The sequence below is a fragment of the Arthrobacter sp. KNU40 genome (genome assembly GCF_051515115.1).
GTDB lineage: Bacteria > Actinomycetota > Actinomycetes > Actinomycetales > Micrococcaceae > Arthrobacter.
Genome location: NZ_CP195850.1, coordinates 3,283,112 through 3,304,965 on the forward strand (window position 1 = coordinate 3,283,112; position 21,854 = coordinate 3,304,965).

17 protein-coding genes and 1 riboswitch are annotated in these 21,854 nt (G+C 63.8%); of the genes, 3 read left to right on the top strand and 14 right to left on the bottom strand.

Features of this window, described 5'->3' with window-relative positions; translation table 11 throughout:
• Positions 1 to 19: 19 nt before the first annotated feature.
• The 4 genes from rpmA to ACSKT0_RS15125 form a co-directional block, all read right to left on the bottom strand.
• On the bottom strand, positions 20 to 283 hold the full coding sequence (rpmA, locus tag ACSKT0_RS15110; protein WP_003803426.1) for a 50S ribosomal protein L27: 264 nt from the start codon (positions 281 to 283) through the stop codon (positions 20 to 22).
• 60 nt (positions 284 to 343) lie between these two features.
• Positions 344 to 652, bottom strand: coding sequence for a 50S ribosomal protein L21 (gene rplU, locus ACSKT0_RS15115; RefSeq protein ID WP_028267456.1), 309 nt, complete (start codon positions 650 to 652; stop codon positions 344 to 346).
• Between the two features lie 421 nt (positions 653 to 1,073).
• The gene (gene thiD / locus ACSKT0_RS15120) at positions 1,074 to 2,594 is read right to left on the bottom strand and encodes a bifunctional hydroxymethylpyrimidine kinase/phosphomethylpyrimidine kinase (RefSeq protein ID WP_437770537.1); all 1,521 of its coding nucleotides are present in this window, start codon (positions 2,592 to 2,594) and stop codon (positions 1,074 to 1,076) included.
• A riboswitch (TPP riboswitch) is annotated at positions 2,586 to 2,682 on the bottom strand. It overlaps the preceding gene by 9 nt.
• A 146-nt stretch (positions 2,683 to 2,828) precedes the next feature.
• A complete protein-coding gene (locus ACSKT0_RS15125) occupies positions 2,829 to 5,960 on the bottom strand; it encodes an Rne/Rng family ribonuclease (RefSeq protein WP_437770538.1) in 3,132 nt (1,043 codons plus the stop codon).
• Positions 5,961 to 6,429: 469 nt separating this feature from the next.
• Here ACSKT0_RS15125 and ACSKT0_RS15130 point away from each other — a divergent pair, with 469 nt between their 5' ends.
• Positions 6,430 to 7,110, top strand: a complete 681-nt coding sequence (locus ACSKT0_RS15130) for a vitamin K epoxide reductase family protein (RefSeq protein WP_437770539.1) — start codon at positions 6,430 to 6,432, stop codon at positions 7,108 to 7,110.
• 77 nt (positions 7,111 to 7,187) lie between these two features.
• Here ACSKT0_RS15130 and ndk read toward each other — a convergent pair whose 3' ends face one another.
• The 7 genes from ndk to ACSKT0_RS15165 form a co-directional block, all read right to left on the bottom strand.
• Positions 7,188 to 7,607 carry a nucleoside-diphosphate kinase gene (gene ndk / locus ACSKT0_RS15135; RefSeq protein WP_345450441.1) on the bottom strand — a complete coding sequence of 140 codons (420 nt, stop codon included), beginning with the start codon at positions 7,605 to 7,607 and terminating at the stop codon, positions 7,188 to 7,190.
• A 53-nt stretch (positions 7,608 to 7,660) separates the two neighbouring features.
• Positions 7,661 to 8,113 (bottom strand): DUF4233 domain-containing protein, encoded by a 453-nt coding sequence (locus tag ACSKT0_RS15140; protein ID WP_437770540.1) that lies wholly within the window; start codon positions 8,111 to 8,113, stop codon positions 7,661 to 7,663.
• Between the two features lie 2 nt (positions 8,114 to 8,115).
• Positions 8,116 to 9,477, bottom strand: coding sequence for a bifunctional folylpolyglutamate synthase/dihydrofolate synthase (locus ACSKT0_RS15145; protein ID WP_437770541.1), 1,362 nt, complete (start codon positions 9,475 to 9,477; stop codon positions 8,116 to 8,118).
• Positions 9,478 to 9,480: 3 nt separating this feature from the next.
• Positions 9,481 to 12,837, bottom strand: coding sequence for an isoleucine--tRNA ligase (ileS, locus tag ACSKT0_RS15150; RefSeq protein WP_437770542.1), 3,357 nt, complete (start codon positions 12,835 to 12,837; stop codon positions 9,481 to 9,483).
• A 331-nt stretch (positions 12,838 to 13,168) separates the two neighbouring features.
• On the bottom strand, positions 13,169 to 13,927 hold the full coding sequence (locus ACSKT0_RS15155) for an SDR family oxidoreductase (protein WP_437770543.1): 759 nt from the start codon (positions 13,925 to 13,927) through the stop codon (positions 13,169 to 13,171).
• 9 nt (positions 13,928 to 13,936) lie between these two features.
• Positions 13,937 to 14,578, bottom strand: coding sequence for a class I SAM-dependent methyltransferase (locus ACSKT0_RS15160; protein ID WP_437770544.1), 642 nt, complete (start codon positions 14,576 to 14,578; stop codon positions 13,937 to 13,939).
• Positions 14,575 to 14,952, bottom strand: coding sequence for a DUF488 domain-containing protein (locus ACSKT0_RS15165; protein WP_437770545.1), 378 nt, complete (start codon positions 14,950 to 14,952; stop codon positions 14,575 to 14,577). The genes ACSKT0_RS15160 and ACSKT0_RS15165 overlap by 4 nt, the downstream gene beginning before the upstream one ends.
• A 63-nt stretch (positions 14,953 to 15,015) precedes the next feature.
• Here ACSKT0_RS15165 and valS point away from each other — a divergent pair, with 63 nt between their 5' ends.
• Both valS and ACSKT0_RS15175 read left to right on the top strand, forming a co-directional pair.
• On the top strand, positions 15,016 to 17,694 hold the full coding sequence (valS, locus tag ACSKT0_RS15170) for a valine--tRNA ligase (protein WP_437770546.1): 2,679 nt from the start codon (positions 15,016 to 15,018) through the stop codon (positions 17,692 to 17,694).
• 367 nt (positions 17,695 to 18,061) lie between these two features.
• A complete protein-coding gene (locus tag ACSKT0_RS15175; RefSeq protein WP_437770547.1) occupies positions 18,062 to 18,937 on the top strand; it encodes a DNA-formamidopyrimidine glycosylase family protein in 876 nt (291 codons plus the stop codon).
• 66 nt (positions 18,938 to 19,003) lie between these two features.
• Here the strand turns inward: ACSKT0_RS15175 and ACSKT0_RS15180 are convergent, their stop codons facing one another.
• From ACSKT0_RS15180 to ACSKT0_RS15190, 3 genes are all read right to left on the bottom strand, one after another.
• A complete protein-coding gene (locus ACSKT0_RS15180) occupies positions 19,004 to 19,573 on the bottom strand; it encodes a mycothiol-dependent nitroreductase Rv2466c family protein (RefSeq protein WP_437774040.1) in 570 nt (189 codons plus the stop codon).
• Between the two features lie 125 nt (positions 19,574 to 19,698).
• Positions 19,699 to 20,985, bottom strand: a complete 1,287-nt coding sequence (gene clpX / locus ACSKT0_RS15185) for an ATP-dependent Clp protease ATP-binding subunit ClpX (RefSeq protein WP_437770548.1) — start codon at positions 20,983 to 20,985, stop codon at positions 19,699 to 19,701.
• Between the two features lie 184 nt (positions 20,986 to 21,169).
• Complete coding sequence (locus ACSKT0_RS15190) at positions 21,170 to 21,829, bottom strand: ATP-dependent Clp protease proteolytic subunit (RefSeq protein ID WP_234749864.1); 660 nt, start codon at positions 21,827 to 21,829, stop codon at positions 21,170 to 21,172.
• Positions 21,830 to 21,854: the final 25 nt, after the last annotated feature.

Below are 21,854 nucleotides of genomic sequence, written 5' to 3' on the forward strand. Positions count from 1 at the left end.
ACCCGTTCAGAACGTGTTATTACTCTGCAGCTGCAGCAGCAACGATGTTCACTACGCGACGGCCGCGGCGAGTTCCGAACTCAACCGCACCTGCCTGCAGGGCGAACAGGGTGTCGTCGCCACCGCGGCCGACACCGGCGCCCGGGTGGAAGTGGGTGCCGCGCTGGCGGACGATGATCTCGCCTGCGGAAACGACCTGGCCACCGAAGCGCTTTACGCCGAGGTACTGGGCGTTGGAGTCACGACCGTTGCGAGTGGAGCTCGCGCCTTTTTTATGTGCCATTTGAAATGCCTGCCTTTAAATTCTGGGGAATCTGTTGAAAACCTGAACAGCAACCAGTGGTTACTTGATACCGGTGATCTTGATCTTGGTGAGTTCTTGACGGTGACCCTGGCGCTTCTTGTAGCCGGTCTTGTTCTTGAACTTCTGGATGACGATCTTCGGACCACGGAGGTCTTCGAGGATCTCAGCCGTAACCTTGACCTTGGCCAGATCCGCAGCAGCGGAGGTGACCTTGTCACCGTCCACCAGGAGCAGTGCGGGCAGCTCAAGGGTGCTGCCGGCTCCACCGGGGACGCGGTTCAGGGTTACGTAGTCTCCAACGGAAACCTTTTCTTGGCGGCCGCCTGCGCGGACAATCGCGTACACCACTTGGGCACTCACTTCTCTCGACGTTTATTACTAAATTTGCGTGCGGAACCCCGATCCGAAAACGGGCCTGGTTCACGCTGTGCCTCAACGCCGTGGACTCCGGTACGGAATCCATGAGTCATCCCTCGAATAGTTCCAAATGGAAGGTAAGTTCCAAATGAACGGTTTCTAGGGGCATAACCCAAGTGTTGGCGTAAGCACCGAAGATCTAGATTACGCTAGTTTCGCCTTCGGCTGCAAATGAGGCCAGGTCCGGAGGCTGCCACGTGATGGCTGCCACAGACTGGCTATGTCGCCATCCGGTACCGTGCCCGTCCACCTTACCCTGCCTGCGGGGAAAAGCTCGGATCCTGACGCCGACACGCAGCAGCGCCCGCCGGAACAGGCGCTTCATCCGGCGCTTCCGCGCCAGGAACCGGGATCAGCCGTGCAACCTTGGAGCATCGAAGAACGCCGTTTCATACCGGCAGGATTGGGTGAAAGCCTCCATCATTGCCGTGCGCTCCCCTGGCGACGCGGCCTGCGCAGCGGCATCCGTGATGTCGATCGCCTTGCGGGTGGCCTCGGCGAATGCTTCGTCGGCGTACGTGCGCAGCCAGTCCGCGTAAGGGTGCTCGTCCGACGCTCCCGCCTGAATATAGCCAAGGTGGAGCTGCTGTCCCACTTCGGCGTACAACCAGTAGCAGGGAAGCACGGCGGCCAGCAGGACTGCATAGCTGCCCGACGCCGACGCGGCCAGCAAGTGGTCCACGTAGGCCTTGGTGACTGGACCCAGTTCTCCGCTTACCTGGCGTCCGCTGAGCCAATTCCGGTGCAGCTCGGACTCGACTTCAAGGCACATCTGCGAACCGCGGGCCCAGAACAGCTGTTCGGTTTCGCTGGGCGCGAGGGCGCTTGCCCGCGCCAGGACCCGGGAATAGCCGTTGAGGTAGATCGCATCCTGCGAGAGGTAATAGCTGAACTGCGCTTCGCTGAGGCCGCCGGTTTGCAAATGCCGGATGAAGTCCAGGCCATAAATGGCCGCGAGTTCCGTTTGGGCGGCGTCCCACATCCGGACGGCAAAGTCCCCCGGATGAAGGTCCTGCTGGAGCGCGTGGAAATGATGGATCGGCCCATTGCCCTTCCCCACTTCCAGCACCTCGGACTGGGTCAGCGCCCCCTGAAGCCAGGGCTTGACTACGCGCAAGGCAGACTCCCAATCGCCGAGCCGTGCCTTGGCCGTCGCCATGGCCGACGACAGGGAACATCCCGTGCCATGGCTGTTGCGGGTCTCCACGCGTTGACCGGCGAATTCCACCACGTCCTGGCTCAGGACTCCTTCGGTGTTGACCAGGGCGTCGGGGCAGCCCTCTCCCTGCAGATGGCCGCCCTTCACCAGGACGGTGTTTCCGCAGGCTGCAGCCAGGCGTTTGCCTTGCTCCAACGCTGATGCCCAGTCAATGGCAACAGGCTCGCCAAGCAGCATGGCCAATTCAGGAAGGTTGGGGGTCACCAGGTCAGCGAGGGGCAGAAGTTCCCGCAGCGCGGTTTCAGCGGACTCCGCCAGGAGCCGGTCGCCACTGGTCGCGATCATCACCGGATCCAGCACGACGACGGCGGGGCGCGCCTCGCCGAGCCAGCGACGGACTTCGTGGATGACGGCCGCGTCCCCGAGCATGCCGATTTTGACCGCATCGACGGTGATGTCGTCGCTAATCGCATCCAATTGCTGGCGCAGGAATTCCACGGGAGGCACATGGACGGCCGTGACGCCCTGCGTATTTTGTACCGTGAGCGCCGTGATCACGGCCATGCCATAGCCTCCGTTGGCCGCAATGCTCTTGAGGTCTGCCTGGATCCCGGCACCACCCGAAGGATCCGAGCCGGCAATGCTGAGGACCCTCGGGATAGCTCGCTGGATGGCCTTGAGCGGGTAGACGGCTGATTGCGCTGAAACAGTCATGCAAGACATCCCTTCGCCGGTGCTAACCGGACAGGTTCAACGGGTCTGGTCTCAGCCGGCTTGGTGCGCGGCACCCCGTGTCAGTCCCCTAGCTTAACCCGGATCACGCCTCGCCCGCTGAAATCGCCCTTTGCAACCGGATTCTCGGAGTCCGGTGAATTGGCCGGCAACGCCGAAGCCCCGGTGGTTTCCACAGGAGCGGAAACGGCCGGGGCTTCGGGCAGGAAACTGCGGTTAGAGTTCGGACTTGGGCACGCCGACCCCGAGGATGATCGGTTCCGCTGCCGCCGTCGACTTGGCTGGAGCAGCGTCCGTCGCCTTGGCCTCGTGCGCTGCCCCACCGGAGGCGGCCGCGGCAACCTCGTGGTGCTCAACGTTGGTGGCGTTGGCGGCACCCTGGGCCCGGCTGGCGCTGCGGTTGCGACGGCCTCGGCGTCCGCGCGAACCCGCTTCCGGGGATTCTCCGCTTGCAACGGCCGCGGGGGTCCCCGCGGGCGCTTCCTCGGCCTCAGTTGCCGTCGTCGCAGTGTCGGGAGCTTCTCCGAGGCCCGCGAATGCCTGTGCCAAGAGGTCCAGGCTCATGGCAGGTGCACCACTCGCTGGCTCCTCTTCGTGGTGGACGAAGGGCAACGCAACTTCCTCGCCGCCGAATCGCAGCACAGGCTTCGAACGTTCCTCGCTACTCGAAGCAGCAGCAGGAGCCTGGGCCGGGGGTGCCTGGACCGGGGTTGCTTCTGCTACGTGCCCGTCGGCGAGCAATTCCGCCGTGTGGTGGAGCTCGTCGTCGTGCAGGTGGGCTGCGTGGGCTGCCGCCGCGATGGTGGCAAGGGCTGCGCGGGTGGCCGCCTGGCGGTTCGGATCGGTGGATTCCACGCTGTGGACCGGCACAGGTGGGGTGATCGGGAGTTCGGCAGTTCCCTGACCGGTGCCCCTGCCGCGGCGACGCTTGCGCTGCTCGGGGCGGACGGTCGGCTGTGACTCCGTGCGTGGGTGGTGGTGTTCAGCTGCCACCACGTTGGCCCGACGGTGCTCCACAGGCTCGTCGTGCGTGACGATTCCCCGACCGGCGCAGGTTTCGCACTGCTCGCCGAAGACTTCCAGCAGGCCCGTGCCCATGCGCTTGCGCGTCATCTGGACCAAGCCAAGGGACGTCACTTCGGCGACCTGGTGCTTGGTGCGGTCCCGGCCGAGGCACTCGACCAAGCGGCGCAATACGAGATCGCGGTTGGATTCCAGGACCATGTCGATGAAGTCGATGACGATGATTCCGCCGATGTCGCGCAAGCGCAGCTGACGGACCACTTCCTCGGCAGCCTCAAGGTTGTTCTTGGTGACGGTTTCCTCGAGGTTGCCACCGCTGCCGGTGAACTTCCCGGTGTTGACGTCAACAACCGTCATGGCCTCGGTGCGGTCGATGACGAGCGAACCACCGGAGGGCAGGAAGACCTTGCGCTCCAATGCCTTGTGGATCTGTTCGTCAACGCGCCATGCCGAGAAGATGTCCTGATCCGAGGTCCACTTTTCGAGGCGTCCCACCAGGTCCGGCGCCACGTAGGTGACGTAGGCTTCGATGGTGTCCCAGGCTTCGTCGCCGGAGACGATGAGCTTGGAGAAGTCCTCGTTGAAGACGTCGCGGACCACCTTGATGGTCAGGTCCGGTTCGCCGTACAGCAGTTCCGGCGCCAAGATCTTGGTGGACGTGGACTGGCTTTCGATGCCTTCCCACTGGGCCCGCAGGCGGTTGATGTCGTGCGTCAGCTCTTCCTCGGAAGCACCCTCCGCGGCGGTGCGAACAATGACGCCCGCGTTCTCCGGGAGGCGGTCCTTGAGGATCTTCTTCAGGCGGTTGCGCTCGACGTCGGGCAGCTTGCGGGAGATACCGGTCATTGACCCGCCCGGTACGTACACAAGGTAGCGGCCTGGGAGCGAAATCTGGCTCGTCAGGCGTGCGCCCTTGTGACCCACGGGGTCCTTGGTGACCTGGACCAACACGGAATCGCCTGATTTCAGGGCGTTTTCGATCCGGCGCGGCTTGCCTTCCAAGGTGACGGCATCCCAGTTGACTTCACCGGCGTACAGCACGGCATTGCGGCCGCGTCCAATGTCGACGAACGCGGCTTCCATCGACGGCAGCACGTTCTGGACCTTGCCCAGGTAGACGTTGCCGATCAGGGAATCCTGCTGTGTCTTGGACACGAAGTGCTCTGCGAGCACGCCGTCTTCCAGGACACCGATCTGGATCCTGTCGTCGCGCTGCCGAACGATCATCTGGCGGTCGACGGACTCACGGCGGGCCAGGAATTCGGCCTCGGTGATGACCTGGCGGCGGCGGCCGGTCTCGCGGGACTCGCGGCGGCGCTGCTTCTTGGCTTCAAGGCGAGTGGAGCCCTTGACGCTCGTGACGCGGTCGGAGCTGCTGGTGGACTCAACGTGTGCGCGGGGGGCACGGACACGCGTGACAGTGTTGGGGGGATCGTCGTCTCCGCCACCCGTCAGCTCCAGGTCCTGATCGCCACGACGACGGCGCCGACGCCGGCGGGAGGTTACGCCCTCTTCGAGGATTTCCTCGGTGCCGGCTTCTGTCTCGTCCTCGGATTCCGCGGACGTTTCTTCTCCCGTGGCTTCATCGCGCTCGTTGCCCCGGCGTCCACGACGCCCACGGCTGCGACGGCGACGGCGGCTGCCGGCTTCGTCCAGTTCGTTGTCCTCGGAAACTTCTTCGGCGTCAGCCTGCGGTTCCTCTTCGACGACGGCCGGCCGGGCAACGGCGCTCAAGTCCGGCGCCTGGAAGATCATGGACGTGACGGAGCCAGGTTCCATGAACAACGAAGCGATCGGGCTTGCGGCTTCCGCCTCGACGGACGGTTCCCCGGTGGTTTCCTCGAGCGCGATTTCCGCGACCACAGCGTTTTCTTCGCCCGGCGCAACCTCGGCAGGCGGTGATTCAACCGGGGCTTCCTCGGCGACGGGTTCGGGGCTCTTCGCCCTCGTCGCACGACGGCGGCGGACCGGCTTCTCGGAGGCAGCTTCGGCTTCTGCCGCTACTTCAGGCTCGACGGCGGCGGCAGCCTTCGGAGCCTCGCCACCTTCCGTGGAAGCTTCTTCGGCGAAACCTGGCAGCGGCTCGGAAGTTTCGACCTTCTTTCGAGCCCTTGTGCGCCGGACGGGAGCCTTGGGCGCTTCGGCGTCCGTCGCTTCGGTGAGCGGCTCAGCGGCGGCTGCGGCAGCTCCGGCGTCGGGGGCTTCATCCGCGGTAACCGTCTTCGGTGCAGCCTTGCGGCGGGTGCGGGTGACCTTTTTGGGTGCTTCAGTGGTCTCGGTGGACGCCGCATCTTCGGCGGCGGCTACAACTTGCTCGTTATCCATATGTGGCAACACTCCTGCCCTTGCGCAACCGCCACATCCGGTGCCCAGAGAGGCAATATTGTCAAAACCCGCAGGCGTTGACAGAAGTCAGTAGTAGTCTTTCCGGTTCGCACCAGCATGGGGGTGCGGCATCCACGGAAAGCCGGCTTCGCTCCAAACCCGTTGTTCTAATGCCACAACCAGGTGCCGTCCATTGTCACTGCGGCGCTACCGGGGATCATTGGATCCTGGGCATGCCCTGCATATGGCTGGCGGTCTTGGGAACAAGATACCGGACCGGATTCCGCATGTGGATCGGCTTCCGGCCATGTTCATTCTCTCACACGCCCGCACTCCCGGCAGGAAGCACGCCCTGAAAGCTTCCGTGCCGCCGCGTTCGCTGGACGCGTCCTCCAGCCTCCGCGGCTAGAATCCTCCCAAGAGCAGTCCCCGGTCCCGCGCCGGGCCATCCAGAAAAGGACAGCCAACCATGCCGAGCCCCGCCAGCCCGAACCTGGCCAATAACGATGCCCGCTCCCTCCGGCACGAGATAACCGGGAGGAGCCCCGACGGGGCCATGCCACGCATGGTCCGCGACCGCCCCTTTGCATGGCTTCTCCTCGCCACCGGCGCCATTGCGTGGCTGGCATCCGGGGCTCTTGTGCTGGAAAAGCTGCAGGTTCTCCAGGACCCCAACCACATCACGGCCTGCGACCTCAATCCGTGGGTCTCCTGTGGCAGCGTCATGAAGACACCGCAGAGTTCGGTTTTCGGTTTCCCCAACATGTTCATCGGCATTGTCGCCTTCGCCGTGATCATCACCACCGCCATGGCTATCTTTGCCGGGGCCAAGTTCGCCCGCTGGTACTGGATCGGGCTGCAGACGGGCGTCACACTCGGCTTCATCTTCATCGTTTGGCTATGGTCCCAGGCACTGTATGTCATTCACATCCTGTGCCCGTTCTGCATGGTGGTGTGGGCATGCATGATCCCGCTCTTCGTTTTCGTCACCATCCGGAACGTGGCGCAGGGGGTCATTCCAGCCCCCGCAGGCCTGGCCAAGATCCTGAGCGAATCCGGTTGGATCATTTCCGCGCTGCTCTACGTTGGCGTGATCGCGAGCATTTTCTTTGCCTTCATCAATGTCTTCATCGGTACGTCCGGTTACTGAAGTACTTATCCCATTAACAGCGGAAGGGCCCTTGTTCACTTGAACAAGGGCCCTTCCATGTTGGTCTTGGCGGGAAGCTACGCGCCGAACCAGATCTTGATCTCGCGCTCGGCGGAATCCACCGAGTCGGAACCGTGGACCAGGTTCTGCTGCACAGCCAGGCCCCAGTCACGGCCGAAGTCACCGCGGATGGTGCCGGGCGCCGCCGTCGTCGGGTCCGTGGTTCCCGCAAGGCAACGGAAGCCTTCGATCACGCGGTGGCCCTCGAAGATGGCAGCGACAACCGGGCCGCTGAGCATGAACTCAACCAGCGGCTCGTAGAACGGCTTGCCCAGGTGCTCTTCGTAGTGCTGCTCGAGCAGATCGCGGGTGGCGTTGACCTTCTTCAATTCGACCAAGGAGTATCCCTTGGACTCGATGCGGGCGAGGATGCTGCCGCTCAAGTTGCGGGCGACGCCGTCGGGCTTGATCAGTACAAGGGTGCGCTCAATGCTCACGGTTGCTCCAATGTTGAGTGTGTGGGTTTCCCAGCCAGTTTACGGGGTTTCGCTCAGGCGGACTGCCCGGCGGAATCTTCCCCGTGCGAAGCGTTCCATTGAGCCTGCTCACGATCACGCTGGGCGTTCTCGCGGTCGATCCGAATGCCGGCACGGATGCCGTACCACCAGCAGGCCGCGAAGAGGACTCCCACCACGAACATCGTGGGCTCGACGAAGCCGGAGGAAATCAGGACCAGCTGCAATACCCAGCCGACACCGATGCCCCACGGCTTGCTGAGCACGGCACAGGCCAGGATCAGCACAAGGCTCAGGGCGATGCCGAATGTCAGGATCAGCGCCGGCTGCACTTCTCCACGCTTCAGTCCGAAGACAGCCAAGGTGGCGAAGAACGCGACGAAGGCCTCCAGAAGCAGCACGGTCGATGCGAACATCACCTTGGTGGAGCGGCGCTTCTTTGGCATCCCGGGCCGCCATTCGCGCTGGGCTTTGGTCAGTTTGGCCATGCTCAGGAACCAACCTTCCCGAGGAGCATGCGGGCTTCGGCCACCACGGTGATGGAACCCGTGACGAGTACCCCGCCTGCCAGGTCATCGTTGGCTTCGGCACGTTCCACGGCCCACTCGATCGCGTCGTCCAGCTTCTCGGCAATGTGGACGTTGTCCGCACCGAAGCCAAGGTCGACGGCGAGATCGGCCAATTGCGCGGCCGGGATGGCCCGCGGCGAGCTGGATTGCGTGAAGCAGAACTCCTCGGCCTGTCCGCCAAGGGATTCCTTGAGCTGCCGCAGGATTTCTTCCGCGTCCTTTTCCTTCAGGACCCCCAGGACCACCACCAGCTTGCTGAAGCTGAAGGCCTCTTCGATTGCCTCAGCCGAGACGCGGATGCCATCAGGGTTGTGGGCGGCGTCCACGATGATCGTGGGAGCAGTGCGCACCACTTCAAGGCGGCCAGGCGACGTGACGTTGCCGAAAGCCTCGCGCAGGAGTTCGCCGTCAAGCTCCTTCTCTCCGCCACCGAAGAACGCCTCCAGAGCGGCGACAGCGACTGCCGCGTTCTCGGCCTGATGGGCGCCGTGCAAGGGCAGAAGCAGGTCCTCATAGCGTCCCGCGAGCCCCTGGATGGTCAGCACTTGGCCCCCGACGGCAACGCTGCGGGACTCGACGCCGAATTCGACACCTTCGAAGCGGAATGGCACACCCACCTCGCGAGCCTTCTCCAGGAGCACCTGCGCGGCGTCCACGGGCTGGGCCGCGCTGACCAGGAAGCCGCCGGGCTTGATGATTCCGGCCTTCTCGCGGGCGATGTCCTCGGTGGTGTCGCCCAGGAGATCCGTGTGGTCCAGCGAAATCGGCGTCACCACGGACACCTGCCCGTCGCCCAGATTCGTGGCATCGGTAATGCCGCCGAGCCCCACCTCAATCACGGCAACGTTGACAGGCTGGTCCGCGAAGATCGCGAAGCCAAGAATGGTCAGGCACTCAAAGTACGTGAGCCTGGGCTGGCCATCGGCCTCGAGTTCCTTGTCCACCATCTCGAGGTACGGACGGATCTCGTCCCAGATCCGGACAAAAGTCTCATCCGACACTGGCTCGCCGTCGATGCTGATGCGCTCGGTGACCTTTGACAAGTGCGGACTCGTGTAACGGCCCGTGCTCAAGCCGTGGGCGCGAAGCCCCGCCTCGATCATGCGCGCAGTGGATGTTTTGCCGTTGGTGCCCGTGATGTGGATGATCGGGAATGCCTTGTTGGGCTCGCCCAGCACATCCATCGCCCGGTACAGGGGCGCCAGCCGCGGCTCCATTTTGTTTTCCGGGGCGCGGCCCAGGAGTTCGGCGTAGACGCTTTCTACGGAGAATTCGTCGCTCATGTACTAGGCCTCGATCTTGGTAACGGTGATCTGCGGCTCGGCCGCGTCGCCGGAAACGACGGGGTCGAGCTTGAGGGACAGGGTTTCGGTCTTGACCAGCTCTTCATTGGCGCGCAAGGCGTCAACAACGTCGGGGACAGCCAGGACCGTGGTGTGGATGCGGTCGCTCACGTTGAGTCCGGCGTCCTTGCGGGCCTGCTGGATGGCGCGGACCATGTCGCGCGCCAGGCCTTCGGCGGCCAGTTCCGGAGTGACTTCGGTGTTCAGGACAACAAAGCCACCGCCCGGAAGGACAGCGACGGCCGCGGACGAACCGTCAGCCGATTCAGCGACGACGGTCTCGAGGGTGTACTCCTGCGGTTCAAGCTCGAGGCCGCCAGCCGTGACCACTCCTGCGTCGGAAACCGACCAGTCGCCGGACTTGGAACCCTTGATGGCCTGCTGGACGTTCTTGCCCAGTCGTGGACCTGCCGCGCGGGCGTTGACCACGAGTTTCTGCTCGATGCCGAATTCCTCCGGCGACGCCGTGGCGGCGTCGAGGAGTCGGACGGACCGCAGGTTCAATTCATCCGCGACGACGGCGGCGAAGCCTTCCAGCGCATCCGCGCCGGGTGCCACTACCGTGAGCTCCTGCAGCGGCAGGCGGACGCGAAGGTTGGCGGCCTTGCGAAGGCTGGAACCCGTGGAGCAGATCTGCTGGACCCGGTCCATCGCCTCGACGAGTGCCGGATTTGCCGGGAACAGCGAGGCCTCCGGCCAGTCGGCCAGGTGCACCGAGCGCCCGCCGGTCAGGCCGCGCCAGATCTCCTCGGAAACGAGGGGAAGCAGCGACGCCGAGACTCGGCAGACCGCTTCGAGCGCCGTGTAAAGGGCGTCGAAGGCGTCGGTGTTCTCGTCGAAGAACCGCTGCCGGCTGCGGCGCACGTACCAGTTGGTGAGCATGTCCAGGTAGCTGCGTAGTTCATCGCAGGCTCCGGAAATGTCGTACTCGTCCAAGCTGGCGGTGATGTTGCGGACCAGGTCGCCGGTGTTTGCCAGCAAGTACTGGTCCAGGGTGTCCGTGTAGCCGTCATAGCGCAGCTTGGCGTCATAGCCGGCGGCTGTCCCATCCACTGTGTGGGAAGCGTTCGTGTACAGCGTGAAGAAGCTGTAGACGTTCCACAGCGGCAGGATGACTTGGCGGACGCCGTCGCGGATTCCCTGTTCGGTGACCACGAGGTTGCCGCCGCGCAGGATCGGACTGGACATCAGGAACCAGCGCATGGCGTCGGAGCCGTCGCGGTCCAGGACCTCGGAGACATCCGGATAGTTGCGCAGGCTCTTGGACATCTTCTGCCCGTCGGAGCCCAGGACGATGCCATGGCTGATCACATTGCGGAAGGCGGGCCGGTCGAAGAGGGCCGTGGACAGGATGTGCAGCATGTAGAACCAGCCGCGGGTCTGCCCGATATACTCGACGATGAAGTCGGCAGGGTTGTGGGTGTCGAACCATTCCTCGTTCTGGAACGGATAGTGCACCTGGCCGTAGGGCATGGAGCCCGAGTCGAACCAGACGTCCAGGACGTCCTCGACTCGGCGCATGGTGGACTGGCCCTCTTCAGGGGAGCGTGGGTCGTCCGGGTTGGGCCGGGTGAGTTCATCGATGAACGGGCGGTGCAGGTCAACCTGGCCGTCGTTGTTCACCGGAAGGCGGCCGAAATCGGCCTGCATTTCGGCGAGGGAGCCGTAAACGTCCGTGCGCGGGTACTCGGGGTCATCGGACTGCCACACCGGGATGGGTGAGCCCCAGTAGCGGTTACGGCTGATGGACCAGTCGCGGGCGTTGGCCAGCCACTTGCCGAACTGTCCGTCCTTCACGTTGCCCGGGATCCAGTTGATCTCCTGGTTCAGTTCGGACATCCGGTCCTTGAACTTGGTGACCTCCACATACCAAGAGGACACGGCACGGTAGATCAAGGGGTTGCGGCAGCGCCAGCAGTGCGGGTAGCTGTGTTCGTAGCTCGCCTGGCGTACCAAACGACCGCCGGAACGCAGTGCCTGCGTGATCGGCTTGTTGGCATCGAACACCTGCAGCCCTGAGATTTCAGCGAGGGGTCCGTGCGCGAACAGGTGGAGGAACTTGGCGCCTTCGTCGACCGAAAGGACCACGGGGATACCCGCGTCCTCGCAGACTTTCTGGTCGTCTTCACCGTAGGCCGGAGCCTGGTGGACGATGCCCGTACCGTCGGTGGTGGTGACATAGTCCGCGACGAGGAAACGCCAGCCGTTCTGCGTGCCGTATTTCTCGGTGTCGGAGAAGTAGTCCCACAGGGGCTCGTACTCCAGGCCGGCCAATTCGGTGCCGGTGAAACTGGCCGTGACGGCGGCGGTGGCGGCAGCTGCGCCATCGGCACCATCACCGTACCCAAGATCCTTCGCGTAGGTGCCGAGCAGATCGGCGGCCAGCAGGAAGCTGCCCGTTACCGGAGCCACCGCGGAGGCTGCCTTGATGCCGTTGGGACCGGCCGGAACCACCGCATAGGAGATATCAGGCCCGACGGCGAGCGCCAGGTTGGTGGGCAGCGTCCAGGGGGTCGTGGTCCAGGCGAGCGCCTGCACACCTTCAAGGGCCTTCGAGAGTTCCGACTCCCCCGCTTTGATGGGGAAGGTCACCGTGACGGTCTGGTCCTGGCGGTTCTTGTAGACATCGTCATCCATGCGCAGCTCATGGTTGGACAGCGGCGTCTCGTCCTTCCAGCAGTACGGCAGGACGCGGTACCCGTTGTAGGTGAGGCCCTTCTCGTGGAGCTGCTTGAAGGCCCAAAGAACAGACTCCATGTACTCGACGTTGAGGGTCTTGTAGTCGTTGTCGAAGTCCACCCAGCGTGCCTGGCGCGTGACGTAGCTCTTCCATTCGTCCGCGTACTTCATGACCGAGGCACGGCAGGCGTCGTTGAACTTGTCGATGCCCATCGCTTCGATCTGGGTCTTGTCCGTCATGCCCAGTTGCTTCATGGCTTCGAGTTCGGCGGGCAGGCCGTGGGTATCCCAGCCGAAGCGCCGTTCGACGCGCTTGCCGCGCTGGGTCTGGTAGCGGCCTACGAGGTCCTTGGCATAGCCGGTCAGGAGGTGGCCGTAGTGGGGCAGTCCGTTGGCGAAGGGAGGACCGTCGTAGAAGACGAACTCGTTGCTGCCGGGGTGCCCACCGGGCAGATCAGCGTCGCGCTGGTCGATGCTGGCTTGGAAGGTGCCGTCTTCATCCCAGTATTTGAGGATGCGCTCTTCGATCTCAGGGAACTTCACGGAGGGGGACACCCCTGTGGAAGTGCCGGACGGAGCCGTGCCTGAAAGTGCCGCGGAGGCCTTGGGGTAATACGTCATCTCTTCATCCTGGGTTGAGCCGGTGAACACAAAGTTTCATTCAGGATGCGAGGACGGCGCCAGCTGCGTTGTTTCCAACAGCGCCGGTACCGCGGTACCACCTCACTTACCGCCGCTGGCACTGCCCCTTGCGAAGAGGAGCTGTTCCGGCGTCGGCCGCTCATTGCTGCTGTGACGGGCTTACCCGTCCGGTTCTACTGACCCCCATGGTGGCGGGGGCGTTCTTCCGGAAGCTCACCGGTGATATCCGGGTCAAAGCTTGTGCCACAAGTCTAGCGGCAGCGGCGCCGCGAGCTCCACTTGAGGGCATGGGGCGCGCGCCGCCGGAAACTTAGCCCTTGCGGATCAACTTGTGGGTAGCGGCCTGCGCCACCGGGCGGACGATGATCTCGTCCAGGTTGATGTGGTGCGGCACTGAGACCGCGTACTTGACGACGTCGGCGACGTCCTCGGGCGTGAGCGGCTTCTCGACGCCGGCGTACACCTTGGCTGCCGCAGTTGCGTCGCCGAGGCGGTTGAGCGCGAATTCCTCAGTGTGGACGAGGCCCGGCGCCACCTCAATGACGCGGATGTTGTTCTCGGCTTCCTCGAGGCGCAGGGCGCCGGTCATGGCGTGCTGGGCGAACTTGGCCGCGTTGTACCCGCCGCCGCCCTCATAGGCCGTGAATCCCGCAGTCGACGTGAGGTTCAAAACTGTACCCTCGCCGTTGGCCCGCAGCATGGGGAGGAAGGCCCGGGTCAGCTTCAGGGTGCCGAGAACGTTGACTTGGTACATCCAGTCCCAGTCTTCGGTCTGCGCATTGGCAAGGGTGTCCGCGCCCCGTGCGCCGCCGGCAATGTTGATGAGCGTGTCCGCTCCCCCTGCCTCGGTGACGGCGGAGAGCAAGGCCGCGACGTCGTCATCGTTGGTGATATCCGCTGCGAACGGCACTGCGCCGCTTTCGGCGCCGAGTGCTTCGAGCCGCTCCGCACGGCGGGCGACGGCGAATACTTTCCATCCATCGGCGGTGAGGGCCCGCACTGTGGCTTCGCCGATTCCCGTGCTGGCACCCGTCACTACTGCAGTCTTCGTCTGTGCTTCCTCAGTCATGGCACCACCCTAACGCGGTTCAGCTGGAGAAATGGCACGGCCAAGGATGTGGGCGATCGGCGGGGACAGCGGGCCGGCAGAGAAGCCGAACCGCTCGTTGTGCACCACCTGGAAGCCTGCGGCGCCGATCGCCTGGAGCGTGTTGCGGTTGGGATGGCAGCCTCCAGCTATGTGCTGCCAGGCCGGAGTGAGCAGATCTTCGACTGCTGCGAGAAACCGCTTGTCCGAGCGCACGTGCTCGTAGAAGGCCAGGGTTCCGCCGGGACGCAGCACGCGGCGGATTTCCGCCAACGCCGCCGCCTGGTCGGCGACGCTGCAGAGGACAAGACTGACCACGACGGCGTCCGCCCCGCCGTCGGCTGCTGGAATGTTTTCGGCGGTTCCGGAAACAACCGTGACCGGCACCGGAGCAGCCTGTGCCTTGGCTCCAGCAAGCTCCCTGAGATGGTCATCAGGTTCAACCGCGAGGACGCTTTCGACGGAGGCCGGGTACAGGCCGAACGACGAGCCCTCGCCGGCGCCGACCTCGATGATGTGGCCCCGCAGGCCGGCCAGCAAGCTGCGCCGGTGTTCAGTTCCGCCGCGGAGGTTTATGGCCGGAACGGCCCGGGCGTAGGCCCGCGCAAAGCGCGGATGCTGCGGCGTCGTCATTTGTCCGCCACCCCGGCTCCCAGCAGGAACTCCAGCAGCACGCGGGCATGGTTTACTTCAGGATCCCTGGCGCCGTAGAGCAGCGTCACACGCTTCTTCCCGGCGGCCAGCTCCAGCATCTGCTCCACCGCAGGATTCTGCTCCAGTTCGGCCTCGTAAGAGCGGCGGAAGTCCTCGAATCGCTCCTGCATATGGGCAAACTCCGTGCGCAGCGGCGGCGAGGGCGCGATCTCCTTGAGCCAGAGATCCAGCCGCGCGCGTTCTTTGGATACCCCTCGCGGCCAGAGCCGGTCCACCAGAACCCGGTAGCCGTCGTCGTCGGCTGCTTCGTCATAGATGCGCTTGATAGCCAAAACATCCTTGAGTTCGGTCATGGCCCGCATGCTACTGCACGTCCGCGTGCCACGGAACAAAGGGCGCCATGAAACAATTGGCCCATGGCTGAATCAACGCAGGGTACAGACACGCCCGCCACCGCCCCCATCAACGTTCCCGACAAGCCGGCCCTTGAAGGCCTTGAGGATGCGCTGACGCAGCGCTGGCTGGACGAAGGAACCTACAAGTTCAACCCGGACACCACCCGGGAGCAGGTCTACTCGATCGACACTCCCCCGCCTACCGCATCCGGTTCGCTCCACGTGGGCCACATGTTCTCGTTCACGCACACGGATGTCCAGGCCCGCTACATGCGCATGACCGGCAAGAACGTCTTCTACCCGATGGGTTGGGACGACAACGGGCTGCCCACCGAGCGCCGCGTCCAGAACTACTACGGCGTCCGCTGCGATCCCGCCATCCCCTACAACGCCGACTACCGCCCGCCGGCACAGCCGGCGAAGAACCAGCGCGACTTCGACGTCGTCTCGCGCCAGAACTTCATCGAACTCTGCGAAGAACTCGCCGTCGAGGACGAGAAGGTCTTCGAGAACCTGTTCCAGACCCTTGGCCTGTCCGTTGACTGGGACCTGACGTACCGAACGATCGACGACACCTCCCGTGCGGTGTCCCAGCGCGCCTTCCTCGCCAACCTGAACGCCGGGGACGCCTACATGGCCGAGGCCCCCACCCTGTGGGACGTGACGTTCCGCACTGCCGTCGCGCAGGCCGAGCTGGAGGACCGCGAAGTTGCCGGCGCGTACTACCGCTACCCCTTCTTCACCGCCGACGGCGAGAAGATCTACATCGAAACAACGCGTCCGGAACTGCTCGCCGCGTGCGCAGCATTGGTGGCAAACCCCGACGACGAGCGCTACCAGCCGCTGTTCGGCAAGACCGTCAGGTCGCCCCTGTTCGACGTCGAGCTCGAGGTCAAAGCCCACCCGCTCGCCAAGGCGGACAAGGGCTCCGGCATCGCCATGGTCTGTACCTTCGGCGACCTCACTGACGTGACTTGGTGGCGCGAGCTGCAGTTGCCCACCCGTGCCATCATGGGCCGCGACGGCCGCATCATCGCCGAGACACCTGAGTGGATCACCACCGACGCCGGCAAGGAAGCCTACGCGGCAATCGCCGGCAAGACCGCGTTCTCTGCCAAGGAGACGGTGGTTGAGCTTCTCGTTGCCGCCGAGCTGCTGGACGGCGAGCCCAAGAAGATCACGCACCCCGTGAACTTCTTCGAGAAGGGGGACAAGCCCCTCGAAGTTGTCACGTCGCGCCAGTGGTACATCCGCAATGGCGGGCGGGACGAGGACCGCCGCGAACGGCTGATCGCGCGCGGACACGAGATCGAGTTCCACCCGTCCTTCATGCGCTCCCGCTACGAGAACTGGATCTCCGGGCTGAACGGCGACTGGCTCGTTTCGCGCCAGCGCTTCTTCGGCGTGCCGATCCCCGTCTGGTACCCGCTCGACGGCCAGGGCAACCCGGACTACGAAAACCCCATCCTGCCGTCCGACGAGTCCCTGCCCGTGGACCCTGCGGCGGACGCGGCCCCCGGCTTCGACGAGTCCCAGCGCGAGCAGCCCAACGGCTTCATCGGTGACGCGGATGTCCTGGATACCTGGGCCACGTCGTCGCTGACCCCGCAGATCGTGGGCGGCTGGAGCCGTGACGAGGATCTGTTCGGCAAGGTCTACCCCTTCGACCTCCGCCCGCAGGGCCACGACATCATCCGCACGTGGCTCTTCTCCTCGGCTGTCCGGGCAGATGCCCTACAGAACAGCGCGCCGTGGAAGCACGCCGCCATCTCGGGCTGGATCCTGGACCCGGACCGCAAGAAGATGTCCAAGTCCAAGGGCAACGTGGTTGTTCCCACCGACGTCCTGAACGAATTCGGCTCCGACGCCGTCCGTTACTGGGCCGCCTCGGCCAAGCTCGGTGCTGACACCGCCTATGAGATCGCCCAGATGAAGATCGGCCGCCGCCTGGCCATCAAGCTGCTCAACGCTTCGAAGTTCGTCTTGAACCTGGGCGCTACGGAGAACTCGGTTGTCGGCGCGGACCTGTCCGTCCTGACCAACCCCGGGGTTGGTCTCCCCCACGCGGAAAAAACCCCCGCGTGGGGACCCCTGACCAACCCCTTGGACCGCGCTTTGCTCGCGCAGCTTGCCGACGTCGTGGCCCAGTCCACCAAGGCGTTCGACAACTACGACTACGCCCGCGCCCTGCAGATCACCGAATCGTTCTTCTGGCAGTTCACGGACGACTACGTGGAGCTCATCAAGGACCGCGCCTACGGTGCTGCCGGCGAGACTGAGCAGGCATCCGTCCTTGCTGCCCTTGCCACCACGCTGGATTCGCTGTTGCGCCTGTTCGCGCCGTTCCTGCCCTTCGCCACCGAAGAGGTCTGGAGCTGGTGGCGCACGGGTTCAGTCCACCGCGCGGCGTGGCCGGCAGCCGTGGAAATCGTCGACGGCGACACCACCATGCTGGGCACCGTCGGCATCGCGCTGAGCGGCATCCGCAAAGCCAAGTCCGAAGCCAAGGTCAAGCAGCGTACCGAAGTCCTCTCGGCCACCATCACCGCTACCGAATCGTTCGTTGCACAGCTGGAAGCCGGACTGGGAGACCTGAAGGCCGCGGCCAACGCGCAGGAGATCTCACTGGTATCCGGCGACGGCGAACTCACGGTGAGCGACGTGGTCCTGGCACCTGCCGAGGAGCCCGCTCAAGCGTAGTTCCGGGTAAGAGAGCCGGGGAGTTTCCGGGCAAAGGGGAAGCCCCATCAGCGTTTAGCCGTTGGTGGGGCTTCGACTTTTCGGCTGCCCGGTGACGTCTTGGCAGTCTGGCGGAATCCTCGGACTTTCAGGTCTTCCTACCTCGTCACTGGTAGCTTGCATCCAACTTTGCCGAAGGCTGCGTCAGATGCATATCACTGAATCTCTGGTTTCCGTGTCCCTCTTCTTTCGAAGTGGGTAAGTTCTATTCTTGACCCGCTCCCCAGCCAGCACAAGCCCCCTTCAGGAACTACTGGCATGTAATTCGGGCGCCCCGTGGTGGGCCCCCGGGGTTCTGGGGCTGGGTGCTTTGTGGCACAGTGTTGCTATGCCAGAACTTCCCGAAGTGGCCGGGCTGACTGCCTTCCTGGGCAGGAATCTTCTCGGTGCCGAATTGACGAAGATCCAGATCACCTCTTTTGCCGTACTGAAGACAGCCGATCCCCCTTACTCGGCCCTCGAGGGTCGCAAAATCGTCAGGGTGGAACGCTTCGGAAAGTTCGTCAGTCTCGACGCCGAGGGCATCCATTTCATCTTCCACCTCGCCAAGGCCGGATGGCTCCGCTACACGGAGCAGCCATCGCAGACCCAGCTACGGATGGGCGGGAGCAACATTGCCGCGAGGCTCGGCTTCACCAAGAGCGACGGCTCAACCCACGTCGGAGTGGACCTCACGGAGGCCGGAACCAAAAAGAGCCTGGCTGTGTACGTGGTGCGCAACCCCGTGGATGTTCCCGGGATCGCGACACTCGGTCCGGACCCCCTGAGCCCTGCGTTCACCGAAGAAACCCTGGCCGGAATCCTTTCCACAAGCGCGCATCAGATCAAGGGACTCCTTCGGAGCCAAAGTGTCATCGCAGGAATCGGGAACGCCTACAGTGACGAGATCCTTCACGCAGCCAGGATTTCACCGTTCGCGATCGCCAAGTCGCTGGACAAGCAAACCACCCATGTCCTCTATGAGTCCATCGAATGCGTCCTGGGTGCGGCTGTGGCCGCCGCCGTCGGGAAAGCCTCAAGTGAACTTAAAGACACGAAGCGGAACACGATGCGCGTCCACGGCAGGGCGGGTCAGCCTTGCCCCGTGTGCGGGACCACCATCCGCGAGGTGTCCTTTGCCGACACTGCGTTGCAGTATTGCCCTGGCTGCCAGACAAACGGAAAGATCCTGGCGGACCGTAGAACGTCGCGTTTCCTGAAATAGCCGCGCCTGCGGCTCAAACGACCGCCGCGGCCCGGGCTCGTTGGATTCCGGCCGGTTGAATTCAGGCTAGTTGAATTCCGGGCTTTCCGAGCGGCTGCGCTTGAGCTCGAAGAAGTGCGGGTAACCGGCCAAGGTGACGGTCGCGTCCCAGATCCGGCCGGCTTCCTCGCCACGGGGGATGCGGGTCAGGACAGGGCCGAAGAAGGCCGTGCCGTTGACGGCGACCACGGGGGTGCCGACGTCCTGGCCCACCAGGGAGATCCCCGATTCGTGGCTGGCACGCAACTGGACGTCGTATTCCTCGGAATCGGCGAAGCGGGCCAACTCGGCCGGCAGGCCGGTTTCAGCGAGTGCCTTGGAGATGACCTCGGCGAAATCCTTGATGCCTTCGTGATGGATGAGGGAACCCATCGCGTCGTACAGCGGCTTGATGTACTCGTCTCCGTGCAGCTCGCGGGCGGCAATGATGACGCGGACAGGTCCCCAGCCCAGCTTCATCTTCTCGGTGTATTCGGCAGGCAGCTCGCGGCCTTCGTTGAGGACAGAGAGACTCATGACGTTCCAGTTGGTCTCGATCCCCCGAACGTCTTCCACTTCACCGATCCAGCGGGATGTCACCCAGGCAAATGGGCACATGGGATCGAACCAGAAATCAACCTTGTTGGCGGTCTGCTCGGGCACAGGGAACTCCTTCGATAGGCGTAAGGGGGCGCGGCTCGCCGGACGAAACGGTGTCCGGCACCAATGATTCCAACCTCGGGCTAGGCGGACTTATTCCGACGCTTCGCAATGACCTCGTGCGCGATCATGGTGGGCTGGCCCTTCTTGTTCACGGCGTCGGCAGTGATGACTACGCTGGCGATGTCGTCCCTGCTGGGCAGGTCGAACATGACCGGCAGCAGCACTTCCTCCATGATGGCACGCAGGCCGCGGGCTCCCGTGCCACGTTCAAGGGCTTGGTCGGCAATCGAGTCAAGGGCGTCGTCGTCGAACAAAAGCTCCACGCCGTCCAGCTGGAACATCTTCTGGTACTGCTTGATCAGGGCGTTCTTGGGCTTGGAAAGGATCTGGATGAGCGCGGAGCGGTCAAGGTTGGACACGGTGGTGATCACAGGAAGGCGTCCGATGAATTCGGGAATGAGCCCGAACTTGAGCAAATCCTCCGGCATCACCTCGCCGTAGCTGTCCGCGTTGTCCTTGACCTCGTTGAGCGGGGCCCCGAAGCCGATGCCCTTCCGGCCGGACCGCGATCCGATGATGTCATCGAGCCCGGCGAAGGCACCGGCCACAATGAACAGCACGTTGGTGGTATCGATCTGGATGAATTCCTGGTGCGGGTGTTTACGTCCGCCCTGCGGCGGAACCGAGGCCACGGTGCCTTCGAGGATCTTCAGGAGCGCCTGCTGCACGCCTTCGCCGGACACGTCGCGCGTGATGGACGGGTTCTCGCTCTTGCGTGAAATCTTGTCGATCTCGTCGATGTAGATGATGCCCTGTTCGGCCTTCTTGACGTCGTAGTCTGCGGCCTGGATGAGCTTGAGCAGGATGTTTTCGACGTCTTCGCCGACGTATCCGGCCTCTGTCAGGGCCGTGGCGTCGGCGACGGCGAAGGGTACGTTCAGGCGACGGGCCAGGGTCTGTGCCAGGTAGGTCTTGCCGCAGCCAGTGGGGCCGATCAACAGGATGTTGGACTTGGCGATCTCCACGTCTTCATGGTGTCCGCCCTCACCGAGGCCGGTCTTCGGCGCGTGGCCGGCCTGGATGCGCTTGTAGTGGTTGTAGACCGCGACGGCGAGGGAGCGTTTCGCGGGCTCCTGGCCAATGACGTATTCCTGGAGGAAGTCGAAGATTTCCCGCGGCTTGGGCAACTCGAAGCTGCCAAGATCCGATACTTCTGCGAGTTCCTCTTCGATGATCTCGTTGCAGAGTTCGATGCACTCGTCGCAGATGTACACGCCGGGCCCGGCAATCAGCTTCCGAACCTGCTTCTGGCTCTTTCCGCAGAAAGAACACTTCAGCAGATCCGTGCTCTCGCCAATCCGAGCCATGTGGGATTCCCTTCGTTTCATGCGGGTGGTGCAGCCCCGTACCTATCCGCGATTTCGCGCCGATCGCAGCGGGGGCGCCACCATGACAACTTCCACTGTAGGACACAATGGGCTGCTTGGGTTGAAACAGAACGCCGATGCGGTCCATATTTCCTGAACCGCACCGGCGTCGAGTTTTGGCCAGTTACCTGGCGATCGCCTGGGGCTTGATCTTGCGGGAATCGAGCACCTGGTCGATCAATCCGTAGTTCATTGCCTCGGCGGCGGTAAGGATCTTGTCGCGCTCGATATCGTTGTTGACCTGTTCCGGCGTCCGCCCGGAGTGCTTGGCCAGCGTGTCCTCAAGCCATGAGCGCATGCGCATGACTTCTGCGGCCTGGATCTCGAGGTCGGAGGCCTGGCCCCCTTGGCCGCCGGACAGCGACGGCTGGTGGATCAGGACCCGGGCGTTGGGCAGGGCGAGGCGCTTGCCCGCCGTACCCGCCGCGAGCAGCACGGCCGCGGCGCTGGCCGCCTGGCCCAGGCAAACGGTCTGGATCTCCGGACGGATGTACGTCATCGTGTCGTAGATCGCCGTCATGGCCGTGAACGAGCCGCCCGGGGAGTTGATGTACAACGTGATGTCGCGGTCCGGGTCCGTGGACTCGAGCACCAGCAGCTGGGCCATGATGTCGTCGGCGGAAGCGTCGTCAACCTGCACACCGAGGAAGATGATGCGGTCCTCGAAGAGCTTCGTGTACGGGTCCTGGCGCTTGAAGCCGTAAGGCGTGCGCTCCTCGAATTGCGGGAGGACGTAGCGGCTGGACGGGAGATTACCGGCAGACCATCCAAAGTTGTAGTTCATTTTTATTGCTCCTGATCTGAATGTT